13 protein-coding genes are annotated in these 17,397 nt (G+C 71.5%); 4 read left to right on the forward strand and 9 right to left on the reverse strand.

Annotation, left to right across the window (positions count from 1 at the left end):
- Window positions 1-66 precede the first annotated feature (66 nt).
- Window positions 67-927, forward strand: coding sequence for a DUF4429 domain-containing protein (locus ACOKM3_RS18360; protein ID WP_426901804.1), 861 nt, complete (start codon window positions 67-69; stop codon window positions 925-927).
- A gap of 24 nt (window positions 928-951) precedes the next feature.
- Here ACOKM3_RS18360 and ACOKM3_RS18365 read toward each other — a convergent pair whose 3' ends face one another.
- A complete protein-coding gene (locus ACOKM3_RS18365) occupies window positions 952-1,743 on the reverse strand; it encodes a class II aldolase/adducin family protein (protein ID WP_426901806.1) in 792 nt (263 codons plus the stop codon).
- 118 nt (window positions 1,744-1,861) lie between these two features.
- Here ACOKM3_RS18365 and ACOKM3_RS18370 point away from each other — a divergent pair, with 118 nt between their 5' ends.
- Window positions 1,862-2,350, forward strand: coding sequence for a pyridoxamine 5'-phosphate oxidase family protein (locus ACOKM3_RS18370; RefSeq protein WP_426901808.1), 489 nt, complete (start codon window positions 1,862-1,864; stop codon window positions 2,348-2,350).
- A gap of 63 nt (window positions 2,351-2,413) precedes the next feature.
- On the opposite strand, the gene guaA is transcribed toward ACOKM3_RS18370, so the two are convergent.
- Window positions 2,414-3,994, reverse strand: coding sequence for a glutamine-hydrolyzing GMP synthase (guaA, locus tag ACOKM3_RS18375; RefSeq protein WP_426901810.1), 1,581 nt, complete (start codon window positions 3,992-3,994; stop codon window positions 2,414-2,416).
- A gap of 344 nt (window positions 3,995-4,338) precedes the next feature.
- Between guaA and ACOKM3_RS18380 the strand changes: the two genes are divergently transcribed.
- Both ACOKM3_RS18380 and ACOKM3_RS18385 read left to right on the forward strand, forming a co-directional pair.
- On the forward strand, window positions 4,339-4,614 hold the full coding sequence (locus ACOKM3_RS18380; RefSeq protein WP_426901812.1) for a chorismate mutase: 276 nt from the start codon (window positions 4,339-4,341) through the stop codon (window positions 4,612-4,614).
- Window positions 4,615-4,942: 328 nt separating this feature from the next.
- Window positions 4,943-5,977, forward strand: a complete 1,035-nt coding sequence (locus ACOKM3_RS18385) for a hypothetical protein (RefSeq protein WP_426901813.1) — start codon at window positions 4,943-4,945, stop codon at window positions 5,975-5,977.
- A gap of 70 nt (window positions 5,978-6,047) precedes the next feature.
- Here the strand turns inward: ACOKM3_RS18385 and ACOKM3_RS18390 are convergent, their stop codons facing one another.
- The 7 genes from ACOKM3_RS18390 to ACOKM3_RS18420 all read right to left on the reverse strand — a co-directional run bounded on the left by ACOKM3_RS18390 (window position 6,048) and on the right by ACOKM3_RS18420 (window position 17,334).
- Entirely contained in the window at window positions 6,048-7,850 is a 1,803-nt protein-coding gene (locus tag ACOKM3_RS18390; RefSeq protein ID WP_426901814.1) for a GMC oxidoreductase, read from the reverse strand.
- Between the two features lie 28 nt (window positions 7,851-7,878).
- Entirely contained in the window at window positions 7,879-9,507 is a 1,629-nt protein-coding gene (locus tag ACOKM3_RS18395) for a succinic semialdehyde dehydrogenase (protein WP_426901816.1), read from the reverse strand.
- Window positions 9,508-9,639: 132 nt separating this feature from the next.
- Window positions 9,640-11,280 carry a serine/threonine-protein kinase gene (locus ACOKM3_RS18400; protein ID WP_426901818.1) on the reverse strand — a complete coding sequence of 547 codons (1,641 nt, stop codon included), beginning with the start codon at window positions 11,278-11,280 and terminating at the stop codon, window positions 9,640-9,642.
- Between the two features lie 97 nt (window positions 11,281-11,377).
- Complete coding sequence (locus tag ACOKM3_RS18405; protein WP_426901820.1) at window positions 11,378-12,970, reverse strand: serine/threonine-protein kinase; 1,593 nt, start codon at window positions 12,968-12,970, stop codon at window positions 11,378-11,380.
- Window positions 12,971-13,037: 67 nt separating this feature from the next.
- Entirely contained in the window at window positions 13,038-13,289 is a 252-nt protein-coding gene (locus tag ACOKM3_RS18410; RefSeq protein WP_426901821.1) for a hypothetical protein, read from the reverse strand.
- Between the two features lie 182 nt (window positions 13,290-13,471).
- On the reverse strand, window positions 13,472-15,109 hold the full coding sequence (locus tag ACOKM3_RS18415; RefSeq protein ID WP_426906824.1) for a serine/threonine-protein kinase: 1,638 nt from the start codon (window positions 15,107-15,109) through the stop codon (window positions 13,472-13,474).
- A 113-nt stretch (window positions 15,110-15,222) separates the two neighbouring features.
- Complete coding sequence (locus ACOKM3_RS18420) at window positions 15,223-17,334, reverse strand: protein kinase (protein ID WP_426901823.1); 2,112 nt, start codon at window positions 17,332-17,334, stop codon at window positions 15,223-15,225.
- Between the last annotated feature and the right edge of the window lie 63 nt (window positions 17,335-17,397).

The raw sequence follows: 17,397 nt of genomic DNA on the forward strand, positions 1-17,397 counted from the left end.
CCCTCAGGAGTGAATGGCTTTGACCTGCATTGACCGGAGTGTTGACGTCGCTGCGAGAATTTCCGTATGGCCGAGATCATCCAGCGGGACGGAACCTGGGTCTTCGACGGAACCACGGTCCGCATCACCCCGGGTCTGCACCGGTCGGTCGCCCTGCTGCGGCAGACCTACGGCGAGATCGACGTGCCGCTCACCGCCGTGGCCGGCGTCGCCTACGAACCCGAGCGCAAGCGCGGCCGGCTGCGCCTCACCCTGCGCGAGGCCGCCGACCCGCTCCTCCAGGCCACCGGCGGCCGCCTTCCCGACACCGCCGACCCGTACCGGCTCACGGTCGACGCGGACCGCTCCGGCGTCGCCGAATACGTCGCCGAGGAGATCCGCCAAGCCCTGCTGCTCGAACAACTCCCGCCGGGCCCCGCCGAGTCGTACCTCGTCCCGGGCCCCGCCGTACCGGTCTCGGTGCGCTCCAGCGACGGCCTCGTCTCCTTCGACGGCAGCCGGGTCCGCATCGACTGGAGCGAGACCTCGGACCGGGTGAAGCGCTCCACGGGCCCGCGCGTCATCGCGCTCGACGACCTCGACGAGGTGGAGTGGGTGCCCAACTCCGGCTACGAGGACGGGGTGCTGCGCTTCGTCCCCAAGGGCTCGCCGCACTCCAAGCTGCCGCCGGAGAAGGACTCGTACGCCCTCGATCTGTGGGGCAACGCCCGCAAGGACCTGCTGACCGCCCTCGTCGCCGCGGCGGTCACCGCCCGGCTCCCGCACCCCTCGGCGCCCCGCGGCACTCCCCCGCTGCTGCCGCACAGGACCGACCACGACGTACTGCTGCGCCGGTTACGGGAGTTGGGCGAGCTGCACCGCCAGAACGTGCTCACGGACGAGGAGTTCGCGACGACGAAACGGGCGGTGCTGCGCGACTTCCGCTGATCAGCAGAGCAGCCGCTCAAGGGGTCACGACAGCAGCTCCGGCTCGCTGTGCGTGATGTCGTGCCACAGGCTCTGGTAGTTGATCCAGGCCACGAGGTCGGCACCTGCCTGCTCGCGCGTCGCGATCGCCTGCCGCCGGTCGATGAGCACCGGACGCCCCGCCGAGCGCGCCGCCAACTGCACCTCGCAGGCCCGCTCCAGAGCGATGAACCACCAGGCCGCCGCGTCCACCGAGTCGCCCACCGTGAGCAGCCCGTGGTTGCGCAGCACGAGCGCCTTGTTCGAGCCGAGGGCGACGGCGATCCGCTTGCCCTCCTCCGGGTCCACGCCGACGCCCGTGTACTCGTCGAGCAGCGCGTGGTCCTCGTAGAACGCGCAGGCCTCCTGCGTGATCGGCTCGACCAGCTCGCCGAGCGCGGCCACGGCGCGGCCGTACGTGGAATGGCAGTGCGCGACCGCGACCACCTCGGGGCGGGCCCGGTGCACGGCGACGTGCGTGGTGAAGGCGGCCTGATTGACGTGGAAGCGGCCGTCGACGACCTGCCCGTCCCCGTTGGCGAGGACGAGGTCGCTGACGGTGACGTGCTTGAAGGGCACGCCGAACGGATTGACCCAGTAGCAGTCGTCGTACTCCGGGTCGCGGGCGGTGATGTGCCCGGAGACCCCCTCCTCGTACCCCAGCCGCCCGAAGATCCGCAGGGCGCCGGCGAGCCGCTCCTTGCGGTACCTGCGCTCGTCGGCGTGGTTCTCGTGCACGGGCGGCATCGCGAACTGGAGCTGGTCGTGGGGTATCGGGGCGGGGTTCTGCGTCGACATGGTGCGGAAGGTACCTCCGCGAACCGCAAGGTGACAGGGCCGATGTGTGAAAAGAATGCGGCGAATCGCGCGGGGATACCGGACAGAGGATGTCGGGGTTCCGCGCGACACTCGCTCCATGACGTCGAATGCGGCCACCTGGGCCACCTTCACCGAAGCCGAACCGGACCTCGCCAAGACCGTCGAGGACCGCTTCGGGCAGCACACCCACCACGTCCTCGCCACGCTCCGCAAGGACGGCTCGCCGCGCACCAGCGGCCTCGAAGTCCGGTTCCTCAACGGGGAGTTCTGGCTCGGCATGATGCCCGGCTCACTCAAGGCCCGCGATCTGCTGCGCGACCCGCGGTTCGCGATGCAGACCAACCCGGGCGAGGGCCAGACGATGGGCGGCGGCGACGCCCGGATCAGCGGACGGGCCGTCCTGGTCGAGGATCCGGCGACCGTCGCCCGCTACACCGATCAGGTCCCGGTCCCGGACCCGAACGACTTCCACCTCTTCCGCACCGAACTGACCGAGGTCACCAGGACGTACGTCGAGGACGACAAGTACCTGGTGGTGCAGGTCTGGACGCCGGGTGAGGCGGTCCGGGTCATGAAGCGCGCCTGACACACGTGAAGGGCGCCGCCCACCTCCCGGTGCGCGGCGCCCTTCATCATGCTGCCGTGGGGACTACTCCCACTCGATGGTGCCCGGGGGCTTCGAGGTCACGTCGAGCACGACGCGGTTGACGTCCTTGACCTCGTTCGTGATCCGCGTCGAGATCTTCGAGAGCACGTCGTACGGCATCCGCGTCCAGTCCGCCGTCATGGCGTCCTCGGAGGACACGGGGCGCAGGACGATCGGGTGGCCGTACGTGCGGCCGTCACCCTGGACGCCGACGCTGCGGACGTCCGCGAGCAGGACGACCGGGCACTGCCAGATCTCGCGGTCGAGGCCGGCCGCGGTCAGCTCCTCGCGGGCGATGGCGTCGGCCTCGCGGAGCAGGTCGAGGCGGTCCTTGGTGACCTCGCCGACGATGCGGATGCCGAGACCGGGGCCGGGGAACGGCTGGCGCTGGACGATCTCGTCCGGCAGGCCCAGCTCGGCGCCGACGCTGCGGACCTCGTCCTTGAACAGCTGGCGCAGCGGCTCGACGAGCTCGAACTCGATGTCGTCGGGAAGCCCGCCCACGTTGTGGTGCGACTTGATGTTCGCGGTGCCGGTGCCGCCACCGGACTCCACGACGTCCGGGTAGAGCGTGCCCTGCACGAGGAACGCGACCTCCGGGCCGTCCTCCTGAAGGATCTCCAGCTGCGCCTGCTCGAAGACGCGGATGAACTCCCGGCCGATGATCTTGCGCTTCTCCTCGGGGTCACAGACCCCGGCGAGCGCGTTCAGGAACCGCTCGGACGCGTCGACGACCTTCAGCTTCGCGCCGGTCGCGGCGACGAAGTCCTTCTCGACCTGCTCGGTCTCGCCCTTGCGCATCAGACCGTGGTCCACGTACACGCAGGTCAGCTGGTCGCCGATGGCCTTCTGAACGAGGGCCGCGGCGACCGCGGAGTCCACACCGCCGGACAGACCGCAGACGGCGCGCTTGTCGCCGACCTGGGCGCGGATCGCGGCGACCTGCTCCTCGATGACGCTGCCCGTCGTCCAGCTCGGCTCGATGCCGGCGCCGCGGTACAGGAAGTGCTCGAGCACCTGCTGGCCGTGCGTCGAGTGCATGACCTCCGGGTGGTACTGGACCCCGTACAGCTTCTTCTCGTCGTTCTCGAAGGCCGCGACCGGTACGACGTCCGTGGACGCGGTGACGGTGAAGCCCTCGGGCGCCGCGGAGCAGGCGTCGCCGTGCGACATCCACACGGGCTGCTCGGTGGGGGTGCCCTCGAAGAGCGTCGAGTCACCCTTCGAAACGGAGAGCGGGGTGCGGCCGTACTCGCGGGCGCCGTTGTCGTCGACGGTGCCGCCGAGGGCCGTGGCCATCAGCTGGAAGCCGTAGCACATGCCGAACACGGGGACGCCGGCGTCGAAGATCGCGCGGTCCAGGCGCGGGGCGCCCTCCGCGTAGACCGACGAAGGGCCGCCGGAGAGGATGATCGCCGCCGGGTTCTTGGCGAGCATCTCCTCGACCGGCATGGTGCTCGGCACGATCTCGCTGTAGACCCGGGCCTCACGGACGCGGCGGGCGATGAGCTGGGCGTACTGCGCACCGAAGTCGACGACCAGGACGGTGTCGGGGGCGGCGGCAGCGGAAGTCGCTGATGACACGGGTTGCCTTCCGGCGGCTTAGCAGGGGGTCGTGCGGCCGATTCTACCGGGTACGTCACCCGTGGTCGGCGTCACGGGGCTCCGCCCCGGACCCCGGCTGGCTCTCGTCCGAAGAGCGGGGCTTGATTTACTCACCCGCCGCTGTGGGTGGCTATAGTGGCGCCATGTTCACGCACACGACCTTCGTCTTTACCTATGGCAGCCGGCCCGCCGGATGCCATGGTTGTGCTGCTTGAGCCACTGACAAGCGACTTCACCAGGCGCCCCGGGCCGACAAGGCCCGGGGCGTCTGGCGTTTTCGGGACCTGTCGGTCCGGGGCTCCCACCACACCCGAGGAGCCCTCATGACCGCCACGACCGCCACGACCGAGAACACCACCGCCGACGTCATCTCCGGCGCCCGCGAACGCATCGACGCGCTCGACGACCGGATCATGGGCCTCGTACAGGAACGCATGGCCGTCTCCGCCGTCGTCCAGGAGGCGCGCATCGCCTCGGGCGGGCGGCGGGTGCACCTGTCGCGCGAGAACGAGGTGCTCGGGCGCTACAGGGACGCGCTCGGCAAGCCCGGCACCTCGCTCGCCATGACACTGCTCGAACTGTGCCGGGGCCGGGTCTGACCGGCGGGGGCACCTCAGTTCGGTTGCGTCCTCACCCATACGGCGCGTGACCCGTTGGCACAGGCTTCGTTGGTCCCGGTGTCCGTGCCAGCCAGGGGCGGGCCAACCGAACCACGCGTGGCTCCGCTGGAGCGTTGAGACGTCACGGGTCATGCCGTACGTCGTGGGACCTCGCTCCAGACAAGTGACCGGACGGCAGGGGACAGCAGCCCGGTCACACCAGAGAACGGTCGGCCTCGGGGACGCCCGAGGCCGACCGGCCTCCCGTACAACCCTTTTTGGCCATCACGGGTCACTTCAGCGGAATCTCCCAGCCTCTGAGGACCCGATGAAACTTCGTCGCGCACTGGTGTCCGCGGCCGCGACCGCCGCGCTCGCCCCGATCGCTCTGTTGTCCGCCCCTGCCGCGTTCGCCGACGGGGCACCTTTGGACACGACCTCCACCGAGACCGCGTCGCCCGATCCGTCGGCGAGCGAGTCCGCGTCGCCGAGCACCTCAGCGTCGCCCACCGCCTCGCCCAGTGCGTCCGCCCCGGACACCTCCTCGACCGGCCCGACCACGTCGAAGCCCGCGCCGCCGGAGGCGAAGAAGGCGGAGGCGGCAGAGACGGCGGACGACGGGAAGACCGAGCCGTCCGACGAGTGCACCGCGGCCGAGGACAGCCCCGGCACCCTCGCCGAGCTGCGTGGGCTCCCGTCGAAGATCGTCGCCGGTTCCGGGTGGCACGGCTTCACGTTCCGCGTCACGAACATGACCGACCAGGACTTCGTGTCCTCCCAGGCGCAGGTGTACGCGTTCTCGTTCGCGTACGAGGACGAGTCGGACACGACCCGGTACCTGCGACTGCAGCGGTTCGACGGTTCCGGGTGGCAGGACCTCGACAACAACGTCGAGCACGACGCGTCGTTCCCGGCCTCAGGGCCCCTCGCCCGTGGTGCGCACTCCGATGTGAAGCTGCGCATCTCGGTCGACGCCAGGACCCCGGCAGGCGCCGGTGCCGGGCTCGGCCTCGCGGTGAGCGTGGACCCCGAGGGCGTCTGCGGCCTCAGCGTGCCCGAGGACGCGTACTGGGACTTCGACATCCTCGCCGCCGGCACCGCCACCGGCCAGGTGCCGCCGGCCGGCGGCCACACGGGTTCGCCGAAGCCCACGGGCCCGGCACCCGCCACCGCGCACGCGTCGGCCTCCGCGTCCAACGCCCCGTCGCCGCAAGCGAGCAGCGCCCCGGTCGACGGCTCGCTCGCCTCGACCGGCGCCGGGTCCGTGCTGCCGGCCTTCGGCGCGGCCGCCGGTCTCGCCGTCGTGGCGGGCGGCGGGGTCATGTACGCCGTGCGTCGCCGCAAGGTGAGCAACGAGGCGTAGTCGTCCGTACGTACGAGAAGGACCCGCACTCGGAGGGGGGTGCGGGTCCTTCTCGTATCGCCACAGAGGATCAACTGGACTGCAGCGGCTCCTTCTTGCCCTTCTTGGGCGGCACCTCCGGCATCGCGAGGAGCGGGAGCTTCAGCGCGCCGAAGGCCTCCGCCGGGACCGCCGGGTTCTTCGGCTCGACGGGCGCGAGCCGCCGGTACGCCGAGCCGATCTCCGGGCGGGGATCCTCCTCGCCCTTGTTCGGCCAGTACGACAGGGCCCGCTCGGCCTGCGCCGTGATCGTCAGGGACGGGTTCACGCCGAGGTTGGCGGTGACCGCGGCGCCGTCGACGACCGAGATGCCGGGGTGGCCGTAGACCCGGTGGTACGGGTCGATCACGCCGGTCTCCGCGCTGTCGCCGATCGGGCAGCCGCCCAGGAAGTGGGCGGTCAGGGGGGTGCCGATCAGCTCGCCGATGTTCGAGCCCGCGAAGCCGTTGATCTCCGCCGCGATCGCCGACGCGCCCTCCGTCGCCGCCTTGATCTGCTTGGGGTTGGGGGCGCCGTGCCCCTGCTTCGCGGTGAGCAGGCCCTTGCCGACGCCGTCCTGCTTCAGGTGCGTGGTCAGCGAGTTGTCGAGGGACTGCATGACGAGGCCGATGATGGTCTTCTCCGACCAGCGGCGGTTGGAGAGCGAGCGGGCCAGCAGGGTGGGGTGCTTGACCACGTTCGCCAGCCAGCCGGCGACCCGCGAGGAGCCCTCCGCGTACGGGACCTGGAGGATCGACAGGCCGCCCATCGAGTTCGAGCCCTTGCCGTAGCGGACCGGCTCGATGTGCGTGTTGGCGTCCGGGTGGATCGAGGACGTGATCGCGACGCCCTTGGTGAAGTCGACCTTGGGGGCGCCGTGCTTCTTCTTGTAGCGCCGGTTGGTGGTCTGCGAGCCGACGAGGGCCTCGGAGTTGGTGCGGGTCAGCTCGCCCAACCGCTCGGACAGGTGCGGCAGTTGACCGTTCGCCTTCATGCGGTGCAGGAGGGTCTGGGTGCCGTACGTGCCCGCCGCGATGACGACCTTGGGCGCGGTGAAGGTGCGTCCCGCCGCCTTCTTGTCGTCCGTGGGCAGCGTCGAGACCGCGTAGCCGCCGCGCGAGTCGTCGGTCACCGAGACGACCGAGGTCATCGGGTGGACGACCGCGCCCGCCTTCTCGGCGAGGTACAGGTAGTTCTCGTTGAGCGTGTTCTTCGCGCCGTGGCGGCAGCCCGTCATGCACTCGCCGCACTCGGTGCACGCCTTGCGGGCGGGGCCCGCGCCGCCGAAGTAGGGGTCCTCGACCTGCTGGCCGGGGGCGGCCTTCGACTCGCCCTCGGCGTCCTTGCCGTCGCCGAAGAAGACGCCGACGGGTGCCAGGTGGAAGGTGTCGCCGATGCCCATCGACTGGGCGGCCGCCTTCAGGTGCACGTCGGCGGGGGTCATCGTCGGGTTGAGCCGTACGCCGAGCATGCGCTGCCCCTGGTCGTAATACGGCTTCAACTCCTCCTGCCAGTCCGTGATGTGCGCCCACTGCGGGTCCTCGAAGAACTGCTTCGGCGGTACGTAGAGGGTGTTCGCGTAGTTCAGCGAACCGCCGCCGACGCCCGCGCCTGCCAGGACCATGACATTTCCGAGCAGGTGGATGCGCTGGATGCCGTACATGCCGAGCTTCGGCGCCCAGAGGTAGTTCTTGAGGTCCCAGGAGTTCTTGGGGAGGGTCGCCGGGGTGAAGCGGCGCCCAGCCTCCAACACCCCGACCTTGTAGCCCTTTTCGGCGAGGCGAAGGGCGGAGACGCTGCCGCCGAAGCCGGAGCCGATGACCACCACGTCGTAGTCGTAGCCGTCCTGTGTCACGTGTGCGTTCTCCTTTGAACGGCTCTTGCTACTTCAGGCGGAACTTCTTCATTACGGACAGGCTCACGCTCATGAACTTCGCGTACGCCTCGTCGTCCATGCCGAAGGAGGGGGCCATCGGCATGACGCGCTGGTGGGCGACCGTCTGGGCCTCGGTGTACTTGAGGATGCCCTCGGAGCCGTGGCGGCGGCCGAGGCCGGACTCCTTCATGCCGCCCATGGGCGACTGGACGCTGCCGTACGCGGGCGCGTACCCCTCGTTGATGTTCACGGTGCCGGTGCGCAGGCGGGCCGCGACCTCGTGGCCACGCTTCGCGCTCTTCGTCCAGACCGAGGAATTCAGGCCGTACGCCGTGGAGTTGGCGAGGCTGATCGCCTCGTCCTCGTCGCTGAAGCGGTAGATGGAGACGACCGGGCCGAAGGTCTCCTCGTTGCAGACCGCCATGGGGGCCTCGACGCCGTCCAGGATGGTCGGCTCGAAGAAGTACGGGCCGATGTCGGGGCGCGCGACGCCGCCCGCGACGAGCGTGGCACCCTTCGCGACGGCCTCGTCGACGTGCCGCGTCACCGTGTCCAGCTGCCGCTGCCCGACGAGCGAGCCCATCTCCGCGCCGTACGCGAGGGACCGGCCGAGCCGCATCGTCTTGGTGCGGGCGGCGAACCGGGCGACGAACTCGTCGGCGATCGACTCGTGGACGTACAACCGCTCGATGGAGATGCACAGTTGGCCGGCCGAGGAGAAGCAGGCGCGGACGGCGCCCGCCGCGGCCTTCTCCACGTCGGCGTCCTCGAGCACCAACATGGCGTTCTTTCCGCCGAGTTCGAGCGATACGCCGACGAGCCGGGCGGCGGCGCCCTGCGCGACCTCGCGGCCTGTGCGGGTCGAGCCGGTGAACGAGACGTAGTCGGCGTGCTTGACCAACTCGGGCCCCACGACCGGGCCTTCACCCAGAACCACCTGGAAGACCTCGGACGGCAGGCCCGCCTCGATCAGCAGGTCGCGCGCCCACAGGGCGGTCAGGCAGGTCTCCGTGTCGGGCTTCATCACGACCGCGTTGCCCGCGACGAAGGCGGGGAGCGCGTCGCCGACGGAGAGCTCCAGGGGGTAGTTCCACGGCGCGATCTGGCCGACGACGCCGCGCGGCTGGCGCAGCTCCGTCACCTTGGTCAGCGTCGGCACCGCGCCCGTGTGCCCCTTGGGCTTCAGGTACGACGGGGCCTTGCGGCCGTAGTGCCGGGAGGCGACCGCGACGGCCTGGACCTCTTCGTGCGCGTGCAGCCGGGCCTTGCCGGTCTCCAGCTGGATCAGGTCGAGCACCTCGGCCTGGCGGGCGAGCACCAGGTCGTGGAAGCGCAGCAGCACGGCGGCGCGCTTACGGACCGGCGTCCGCGCCCAGACCTCCTGGGCGGCACGGGCCCGCTCGAAGGCGACCGCCACGTCCTCCGGCGTCGACTCCGGCAGGTCCGCGAGCTTCTCGCCGGTGAACGGCGTGTGGTTCGCCGTCCGCCCCGAGCCCACCACGTCCTTCGTGAGCCGGGCGATCAGGTCGGGCGTGACCACGTCGACGGCCGTGCGGGCACCCTCGGGGGCGGCCGCGACCGGGTTGGTGCGGGTCTGCTCTGCTACGTGCTCGGGGGTGGCCTGCGACTGCGTCATACCGGCGAGCGTAAGTCCGGGCGTCCGCTTTCGGTACCCGTCGGTAACAGGTTTCACCGACTGCACACACCGCGCCAGTGATCGCTGGCAGCAAAGCCGCTGATCAGGGCTTTGCCGCCAACCTCCGCCACTTCAGAGCTTCTTGATCCCCAAGTTGGCGATCGCGGTCCTGGCGACCTCACGGCCGCGCTCCGCGAAGTCGCCCTTGCCCGGATAGTCGATCCACAACCGGTACATGTCGCCGGCCTTGGTCTCGTAGTAGAACGCCTTCGCCTCGCGCGGGACGTCCTTGTCGAAGTCCGTGCCGATGCTCCGCACGCCGTACGTGATCGTGTTGAGCGCGGCGTCGCGGTCCTCGTACGTGACGTTGGAGTCCGTCTTGCCGGTGCTCGGGGTGTCGCTCGACATCGACACCCCGGCGCCGCTGAACGTGCCGCCCTTGATGTCGTCGGAGTCCTTGAAGGCCTCGGCGTCGGCCGTGCCCGCGATGTCGGTCGCCTCCTCCTTGTGGTCCCAGCGCGCCAGGTTCACGGAGATAGCGCCGCTCGGGTCCGCGTACGTCATGACGGACTTGTCGTCCTCGTCCGGGATCGGGATGTACGTGTCCGGCAGCCCGACGGTCGCGTTCAGCGGCGCCCCCGCCTCGAACTCCTTCCAGCCGTCCGGCAGCGGCCCCGCGAACGGGTCGGCCACCACCAGGTACGCCGCGACGGCCGCCACCACGACGCCCGCTCCGATGCCCAGGAGGGCCTTGCGGCCGAGGCGCAGACCGCCCTGCGCGGAGCCGATCCGCACGACCTGCGTGGGCTGCGCGGACGGGGGCTCGGCGGCCTTCTCCAGGAGGACCCGCACCTGCGCCGCGTTCGGCCGCCGCGCCGGGTCCTTCTGAAGCAGGCCGTTGATGGCGTCGGCCAGCGGGCCCTGCGCGGCGGCGGGCGCGGCCGGTGTCGCGTTGAGCACGGACTGGAGCGTGGCGGGCGTGTTGTTGCGGCGGAACGGGGACACGCCCTCGGTCGCCGCGTACAGGACGACGCCGAGCGACCACAGGTCGGAGGCCGGGCCCGGCCGCTGGCCCAACACCCGCTCCGGCGCGATGAACTCGGGCGAGCCGACGAAGCCGCCGGTGTCGGTCAGATTCGTCTCGCCCTCGATCTGGGCGATGCCGAAGTCGGTGAGGATCACGCGGTCGTGGCGGCCGAGCATCACGTTGTCCGGCTTCACGTCGCGGTGCAGGATCCCCGCGGCGTGCGCGGCCTCCAGGGCGCCGAGCACCTCCAGGCCGATGCGGGAGGCCTCGCGGACGCCGAGCGTGCCCTCCTGGAGGACGGCGCCGAGCGAGCGGCCCTGCACGAACTCCATGACGATCCACGGCCGGCCGTCCTCGACCGCGACGTCGTGCACGTTCACGACCGCCGGGTGGTCGAGCCGGGCCGCGGCGCGGGCCTCGCGGCGCATCCGCTCGAAGGCGTTGGCCCGCTCCCGCTCCGGCAGGTGGTCCGGAAGGCGCGGCTCCTTCACGGCGACCTCGCGGTCCACCGTCTCGTCCTTCGCCCGCCACACGGTGCCCATGCCGCCGTGGCCCAGCTTGCTCAGCAGCCGGTAGCGCCCGGCCACGAGCCGCCCCGCGCCCGGGTCCTGCTGCTCGGGCACGACCTGCGTGGGCTGCTGGGCGTACGGGTTGCCCGGGTGCGGCACGTGCGGCTGCTGCGGCGGTTGCAGGGCGAAGCTGGTGGGTTCGTTCTGGCCGTGTGCGGCTCCCCCGTTGTCACTCATGGGGTCATGCCTACCGCGTGGGGTACGCCGGGTTCCACCGAGGACACGAATTGTGACCGCGCTGATGCGAGGCGCCGGGCCCGCCGACGTCCCGCCATTACCGCCCAGATGCCGCAAAGGTGTCGACGGCCGCGTCGAAGTGGGCGCGCGCCCGGGCGGTGTTGTCGACGGGCGCCGAGACCCACACGTCGTACAACCGGCCGCCCTCCTCCCAGCACAGGTCGACGGTGCGCCGGGCGCCCTCGGCCTCGCTGAACCCGTCCCAGGTGAACTCCCACAGCGCGGCGTCGCGCCCGTTGTGCGAGGTGTCGGTGACCTTGGCGGCGCGGTAGCCCGGGTTGTTCTTCGGCCCTTCGGCGTCGGAGCGCCGCTGCACGGCGCCGGGGCCGCCGCTCTGCGCGCGCCCCACCTTGATGCCGATGCGGTAGGTCTCCCCGGGCGACATGTAGAAGACCCGCGAGCCGTCCACGGAGCGCGTGAAGCCCTCGGGCACGGCGAGCCGGAAACCCTCGGGGTCCGAGACCGTGCGATAGCCCTGCGGGGCCGCGGCGCCCGGCGTACGGGTCCCCGGCCGGGTCACGGTGACGGTGGAGGTCGGCGAGGGCGACGCGGACGGCGTACGGGTCGAGGCGGAGACGGTGGTCGTCGGGGGCGGCGCGGGCGTCTTGCCGTTGTCCCCTGCCAGCAGCACCGCGGTGGCGATCCCGGCCCCCACGACCGCGGCCACCAGCGCCGCCGCCACCAGCAGCGCCCGGGTCGACACGACGCGCCTGCGCCGCTCCGTCGGCACGTTGGCCTGCGTCGGGGTGTAGAGGACCCGCGGCACGAGCGGGATGGGGAGCGCGGGCTGCGGCGTCGCCCCGGTGGCGATGTACGCGCGCAGCAGCCGCTCGGCCTCGTCCAGGTTCATCCGGCGCGCGGGGTCCCGCTCCAGCAGGCCGCGGATCACCGGGAGCAGCGGTTCGGCCTCCTCGGGCGGTCTTATCTCGTCGTAGACGACGGCGTGCAGGATGCCGCCCAACGAGTCGCGGCGGAACGGGGATTCGCCACTCATCGCCGCGCACAGCAGCGCCCCGAGCGACCACAGGTCGGCCCCGGCCCCGGCCCTGTCCCCCTGCATCCGCTCCGGCGCCGTGTACTCGGGCGAGCCGACGAACCCGCCGTTCTCGGTGAGCGTGGTGGCGCCCTCCACCTGGGCGATCCCGAAGTCGGTGAGGACGACCCGGCCCGTCGCGACCTCCAGGAGTACGTTCGCGGGCTTCAGGTCCCGGTGCAGCACGCCCGCCGCGTGGGCGACGCGCAGCGCGCCGAGCAGCGCGAGCCCGATCCGGGCGGCCTCCAGGGGTTCGACGGGGCCCTCGCGCGCGATGCGGTCGGCGAGCGAGTCGCCGTTCACCAGGTCCATCACTATGTACGGGTGCCCCTCGTACAGCACCACGTCGTGCACGACGATCACGTTCGCGTGCTGGAGCTGGGCCACGGCCCGCGCCTCGCGCAGCATCCGCTCCCGCTGCTGCCGGGCCTCGTCGTCCGAGAGGGTCTCGTCGACGCCGAGTTCCTTGACGGCGACCTGACGCCCGAGCAATGTGTCGGCGGCCCGCCAGACGACGCCCATGCCACCGCGCCCGATCCTGGCCTCCAGCCGGTAACGCCCGGCGATCACACGGGCGTTGTCCCCCTCGGTCCCCATGCGCCCCATCATGCCGCACGGGTGTGCGGACCGAGTCCTCGCTTCCGGTCAGGGGCGCCGGTCAGGGTTAGCTTCCCTCGGTCATGTGCGCGTAGCTGCAGGCGTTATTGGCGCGGGAACGCGTCACTCCGATCGCGACCAGCTGGTTGGAGCAGTCGGAGACCCCGGATCCGTCGTACGAGCCCCTCGTGCACGCCTTCGTGACCTTCGGGCCCACCGTGTACCACTTCGACAGATAGCTCTTGCACAGAGAGATGTCCGCCGAGGCCGGAGCCGCCGTCACGATCGGCACCACTCCCGCGGCAGCAATGACACTCACCGCGGCAAGAGCCCTCTTCACTCGCATCAACTTCAAGCACCCCGTCTTCTCAACACTCGAAGCGCGCCCAACGGCTCGCTCGAGGGCAGTCATTTGGTCAGGCACGAGGAGATCACTTAGGTGCTGTACATGTCAGCGGCATACGCGACCATGGCTTGATCTTTTCGATCGGGGCGGAGCCGCTACTGCGCCTGCGGCTCCCGCCAGCCACGCAGGATCGCGTCGAAGGTCCGGCGGGTCTCGTTCCCGTTCCACTTCCCCGCCGGGACCGCCAGGTAGATCGCGTACTCCGTGCCGTCATCGGCCCGGTAGGTCTCCTCGATGGCGTGCCGGGGGCCGGACGACGCGTCCTTTGTCCCGGCCGTCCAGGTGAACTCCCACAGCGAACCGTGCCGGTCCCGGAACGTGTTGGCGTTCAGGCTCACCCGCTGATAGCCGGGCAGCGTGCGCCGCAGGGTCTTCTCCAGGTCCAGCTGGTGCTGGTACGAGTCCTGCCAGTCGGTCTGCTCGTCGATGGCGATGCGGACGAAGGTCTGTCCGCCGTCCGGCGAGTAGTCGATCTGGTTGCTGTCCGTCTGCCGCTGCCAGCCGGGTGGCAGCATCAGGCTGAACCCCTCGGCTCCGGGGACGCGCTTCCAATTGGCGGGAACGGAACCGGACTTGGCGGACCCCTTCGAGCCCTTCCCCGCCCCGTCCTTGCCCGAGCCCTTCTCCTGTGCGCCGCCCTGGTCGTACGTGGCCTCCGTCCCGGTGCTGCGGTGCTCGGCGTAGTACAGGGCGGCGAACGCGCCTCCGCCGCCGACGAGCGCGGCGGCGAGGACGACGGCGAGCGCTTTCGGCCAGCGCCGCGCCCTGGTGGTGGACGCGGGAGCCCGGTCGAGGCCCGGGGGTGTCACGGTCGTGGTGGCGGCCGTGCTCATCGGCGTCGGCGGGGGCGGCGTGAAGCCGGTCGGCTGGGCGGGGATGTGGACCTGCGTCGGCACGTACGCCTGCGCCGCGTTCGCCCGGCGTCCCTCCGCCGCCTCGGCGAGCATCGCCTCGGCCGCGTCGGCGTCCGGCCGCGCGGCCGGGTCCTTGCTGAGCAGCGCGCTGATGACGGGCCCGATCGCCCCGGCGTTCTCCAGCGGCTCCGGCTCGTCCTCGACGACGGCCTGCATCGTGCTGATCGGCGACGTGCGCCGGAACGGCGAGAGGCCCTCCACGGCGGTGTAGAGCGTCGCGCCGAGCGCCCACAGGTCGGCGGCGGGCCCGAAGTCGGACCCGCGCACCCGCTCGGGCGCGAGGTAGTCCACGGAGCCGACTATCTCGCCGGTCCGCGTGATGGTGGAGTCGCCCTCGACCTGGGCGATACCGAAGTCCGTCAGCTTGACCTGGCCGTTGCTCGCGAGCAGCACATTGCCCGGCTTCACGTCCCGGTGCAGCACACCGGCGTTGTGCGCGGCGCGCAGCGCCCGCAGCGTCCACAGCCCGATCCTCGCGGCCTCGGCGGGAGCGACGCGCCCGTCCTCCTTGACCGCGTCGGCCAAGGAGCGCCCCTCGACCAACTCCATGACGATCCACGGCCGGTCGTCGTGCTCCAGCACGTCGTGCACGGTGACGACGGCGGGGTGGTTGATCCGCGCGGCGGCCCGCGCCTCCGTCTGCGTACGGGCGAGCAGGACGGCCCGGTCCGCCTCGGCCACCCACTGGGCAGCCGTCAGCTCCTTCACGGCGACGGCGCGGTGCAGCACCTCGTCGTGCGCGCGCCACACCCTGCCCATGCCGCCGCGCCCTATGGATTCACCGAGCCGATACCGGCCGGCGAGGACCTCGCCCTGCATCTGATTCACGTTTCCCCGCTACTGTGTCGACCCGGTTCACACTAGGGATCAGCCGCCACCCACGGAACAGCCGGGGTCCCACAGAGACCGCACTGTGACGCTTTGTCGTCGGCTCAACCACCGTAGCGATACGTCGAGTACGCCTGCTGATACAGCCGCGTGACCTCGTCCCGCTCGGCCTCCGGGCCGCGCACCTGCACCACGTGGTACTTCCCGCCGACCACCATCGCGAGATTGCGGACGTACATCTCACGCCCGTCCGAGCCCTGCCAGGTGAACTGCCCCTCGGCCATGGTCCGTCCGCCGACGTCGATGCTCTTCATGCCGCTCGACGTGGCCCAGGTGGAGTCCCGGAACGGCTGCAACTCCCGCTCGTCCTCACGCTGGTACTTCATGGGGTCCTTGCCGTACGTCGCCGTGGAGTCCCGCCCGGGGACGACGATCATCTCGAAGGCCCCGTGCGCGTACACGACCTGCCCCCGACCGTTCTTCCCCGTCCGCTGCCACCCCTTGGCGACGGCCACCTCGAACCCCGCGGGGTCCTCGCGCAACACGAAACCGGGGGCCACATCGGACTGCGGGTCAGTGGAGGACGGAGTCGAACTGCGCTTCCCCGACGGGGGCGCGGCGCTCTTCGACGGCTCCGGCGACGGCTTGCCGCGGTTCTCCGACGAGGCGGAGGGCACGGCCCCCACCGCGTTCTCCTGCTGGGCGCCCGCCGCCCCGGACCCGGCTCCCCGGCCCTCCTTCGGCATGAACACCATCGCGTACGCCACGGCGCCCACGAGCCCCAGCAGGATCAGCACCAGCAGCCAGCGCCCGAGCGATCTCGGCCGCCGCTGACGCGGAGCCCGCGCGGGCCGCGGCGCGCGCTCCACGGCCCGGCCCCGCTTGTGCCTGCCGTGCTGCCCCGACGTGGCCGGAACCCGCGCCCTGCGCCTGCGGACGAGCTCTCCCCGGCGGCGTACGACCGGCAGCCGGCCCGCGTCGAAGGCGGGCGCGGGGACGACGTTCGCCCCGGCCTCAGGCTCCGGCGCGGAGCGCACCAACGACCGCAGCCAGCCGCGCAGTTCCTCGATGTCGAGCCGCTCGGTGGGGTCCTGGCGCAGCAGCGACTCGACGACCGGGCGCACGGGCCCGCACTCCTCGGCGAACGCGGGCGGCTCGGCGCACACCATCTGCACCAGCTCGGGCGTGGACTCCTCCGGGTACGGCGCGTGCCCCTGCACGGCGCGGAACAGCAGCGCGCCGAGGGCCCACAGATCGGTGGCGGGCCCGACGGGCGCCGCCAACTGCCAGTTCTCCTGCACCGGATGCGCCTGCTCGGGCGCCCACCGCTCGGTGACGGGCCCGACGACGGTCATGCGCACCTGACGGGATCGCTCGGCGGAGACAGCCCCGCCGGCGTTTGAGGCGCGGGGTCCGGGGCGGAGCCCCGCGTCGTCAGCCCGATCGGCCTCGGGTATCAACTCCCGCCATCGGGACGGCTGAACGGGCAACGCCGCACCAGCCGGCTCCGCCCGCCCCGCGACCGCCCCCGCGCGATACGCCGCGACCGCCCCGGCCCGAGCCGCCCGATAATCCCCGGGCACGGGAACCGCTTCCTCGACGACGTCGTCCGCCTCTTCCGGGAAGGCCGGCACGACGTCATACCCGCACAACGCCTCCTCCGCGGCGCCCACGGCGAGCCCCGTGAGCATCACCCGCCCGTCGTCACAGACGAGCACGGTCCGCGCCGTGACGTTCCGATGCACCCACCCGTGCGCATGCAGCACCCGCAACGCGGCGAGCACGTCGGCGGCGACCTCGGCGGCCCGGTAAGGGCTGAGCGGCCCACGGGCGAGCAGCGCCGACAGCGGCCGCGCCGCCACCAGTTCGCTCACGATCCACAGCGAGCCGCCCTCGGCGAACACGTCGAAGACCTGGTCGAGACGGGGGTGGTCGGGTATGCGCGCGGCGGCCTGCACCGCCTCGACGGCGCGCGCCACGGACGGCTCGGCGGCCTCCCGCCCCGTATCGCCCCCGGGCCGGAACCCCTCCGGCAGTCCGTCGGCGTCAAGGACCTCCGCCTCGACGACCTCGGGCAACGGCACCTGCCGCACGAGGACTTCCTGACCGCTGTACGTGTCGAAGGCCCGCGTCTCGGCCGAGGACTCGTACGCGTCGGAGGAGAGGACCGGCAGCCGGTACCGGCCTGCGAGCACCCGCCCCGCGTACTCGTCCACGACGCCTCCCCCTGTTCCACCGGCTCTGCCGAGCGACTGCGCACGGTCCGCAAACATTCACGA

Origin of the sequence: Streptomyces nidicola (assembly GCF_050106155.1) — a bacterium.
GTDB lineage: Bacteria > Actinomycetota > Actinomycetes > Streptomycetales > Streptomycetaceae > Streptomyces.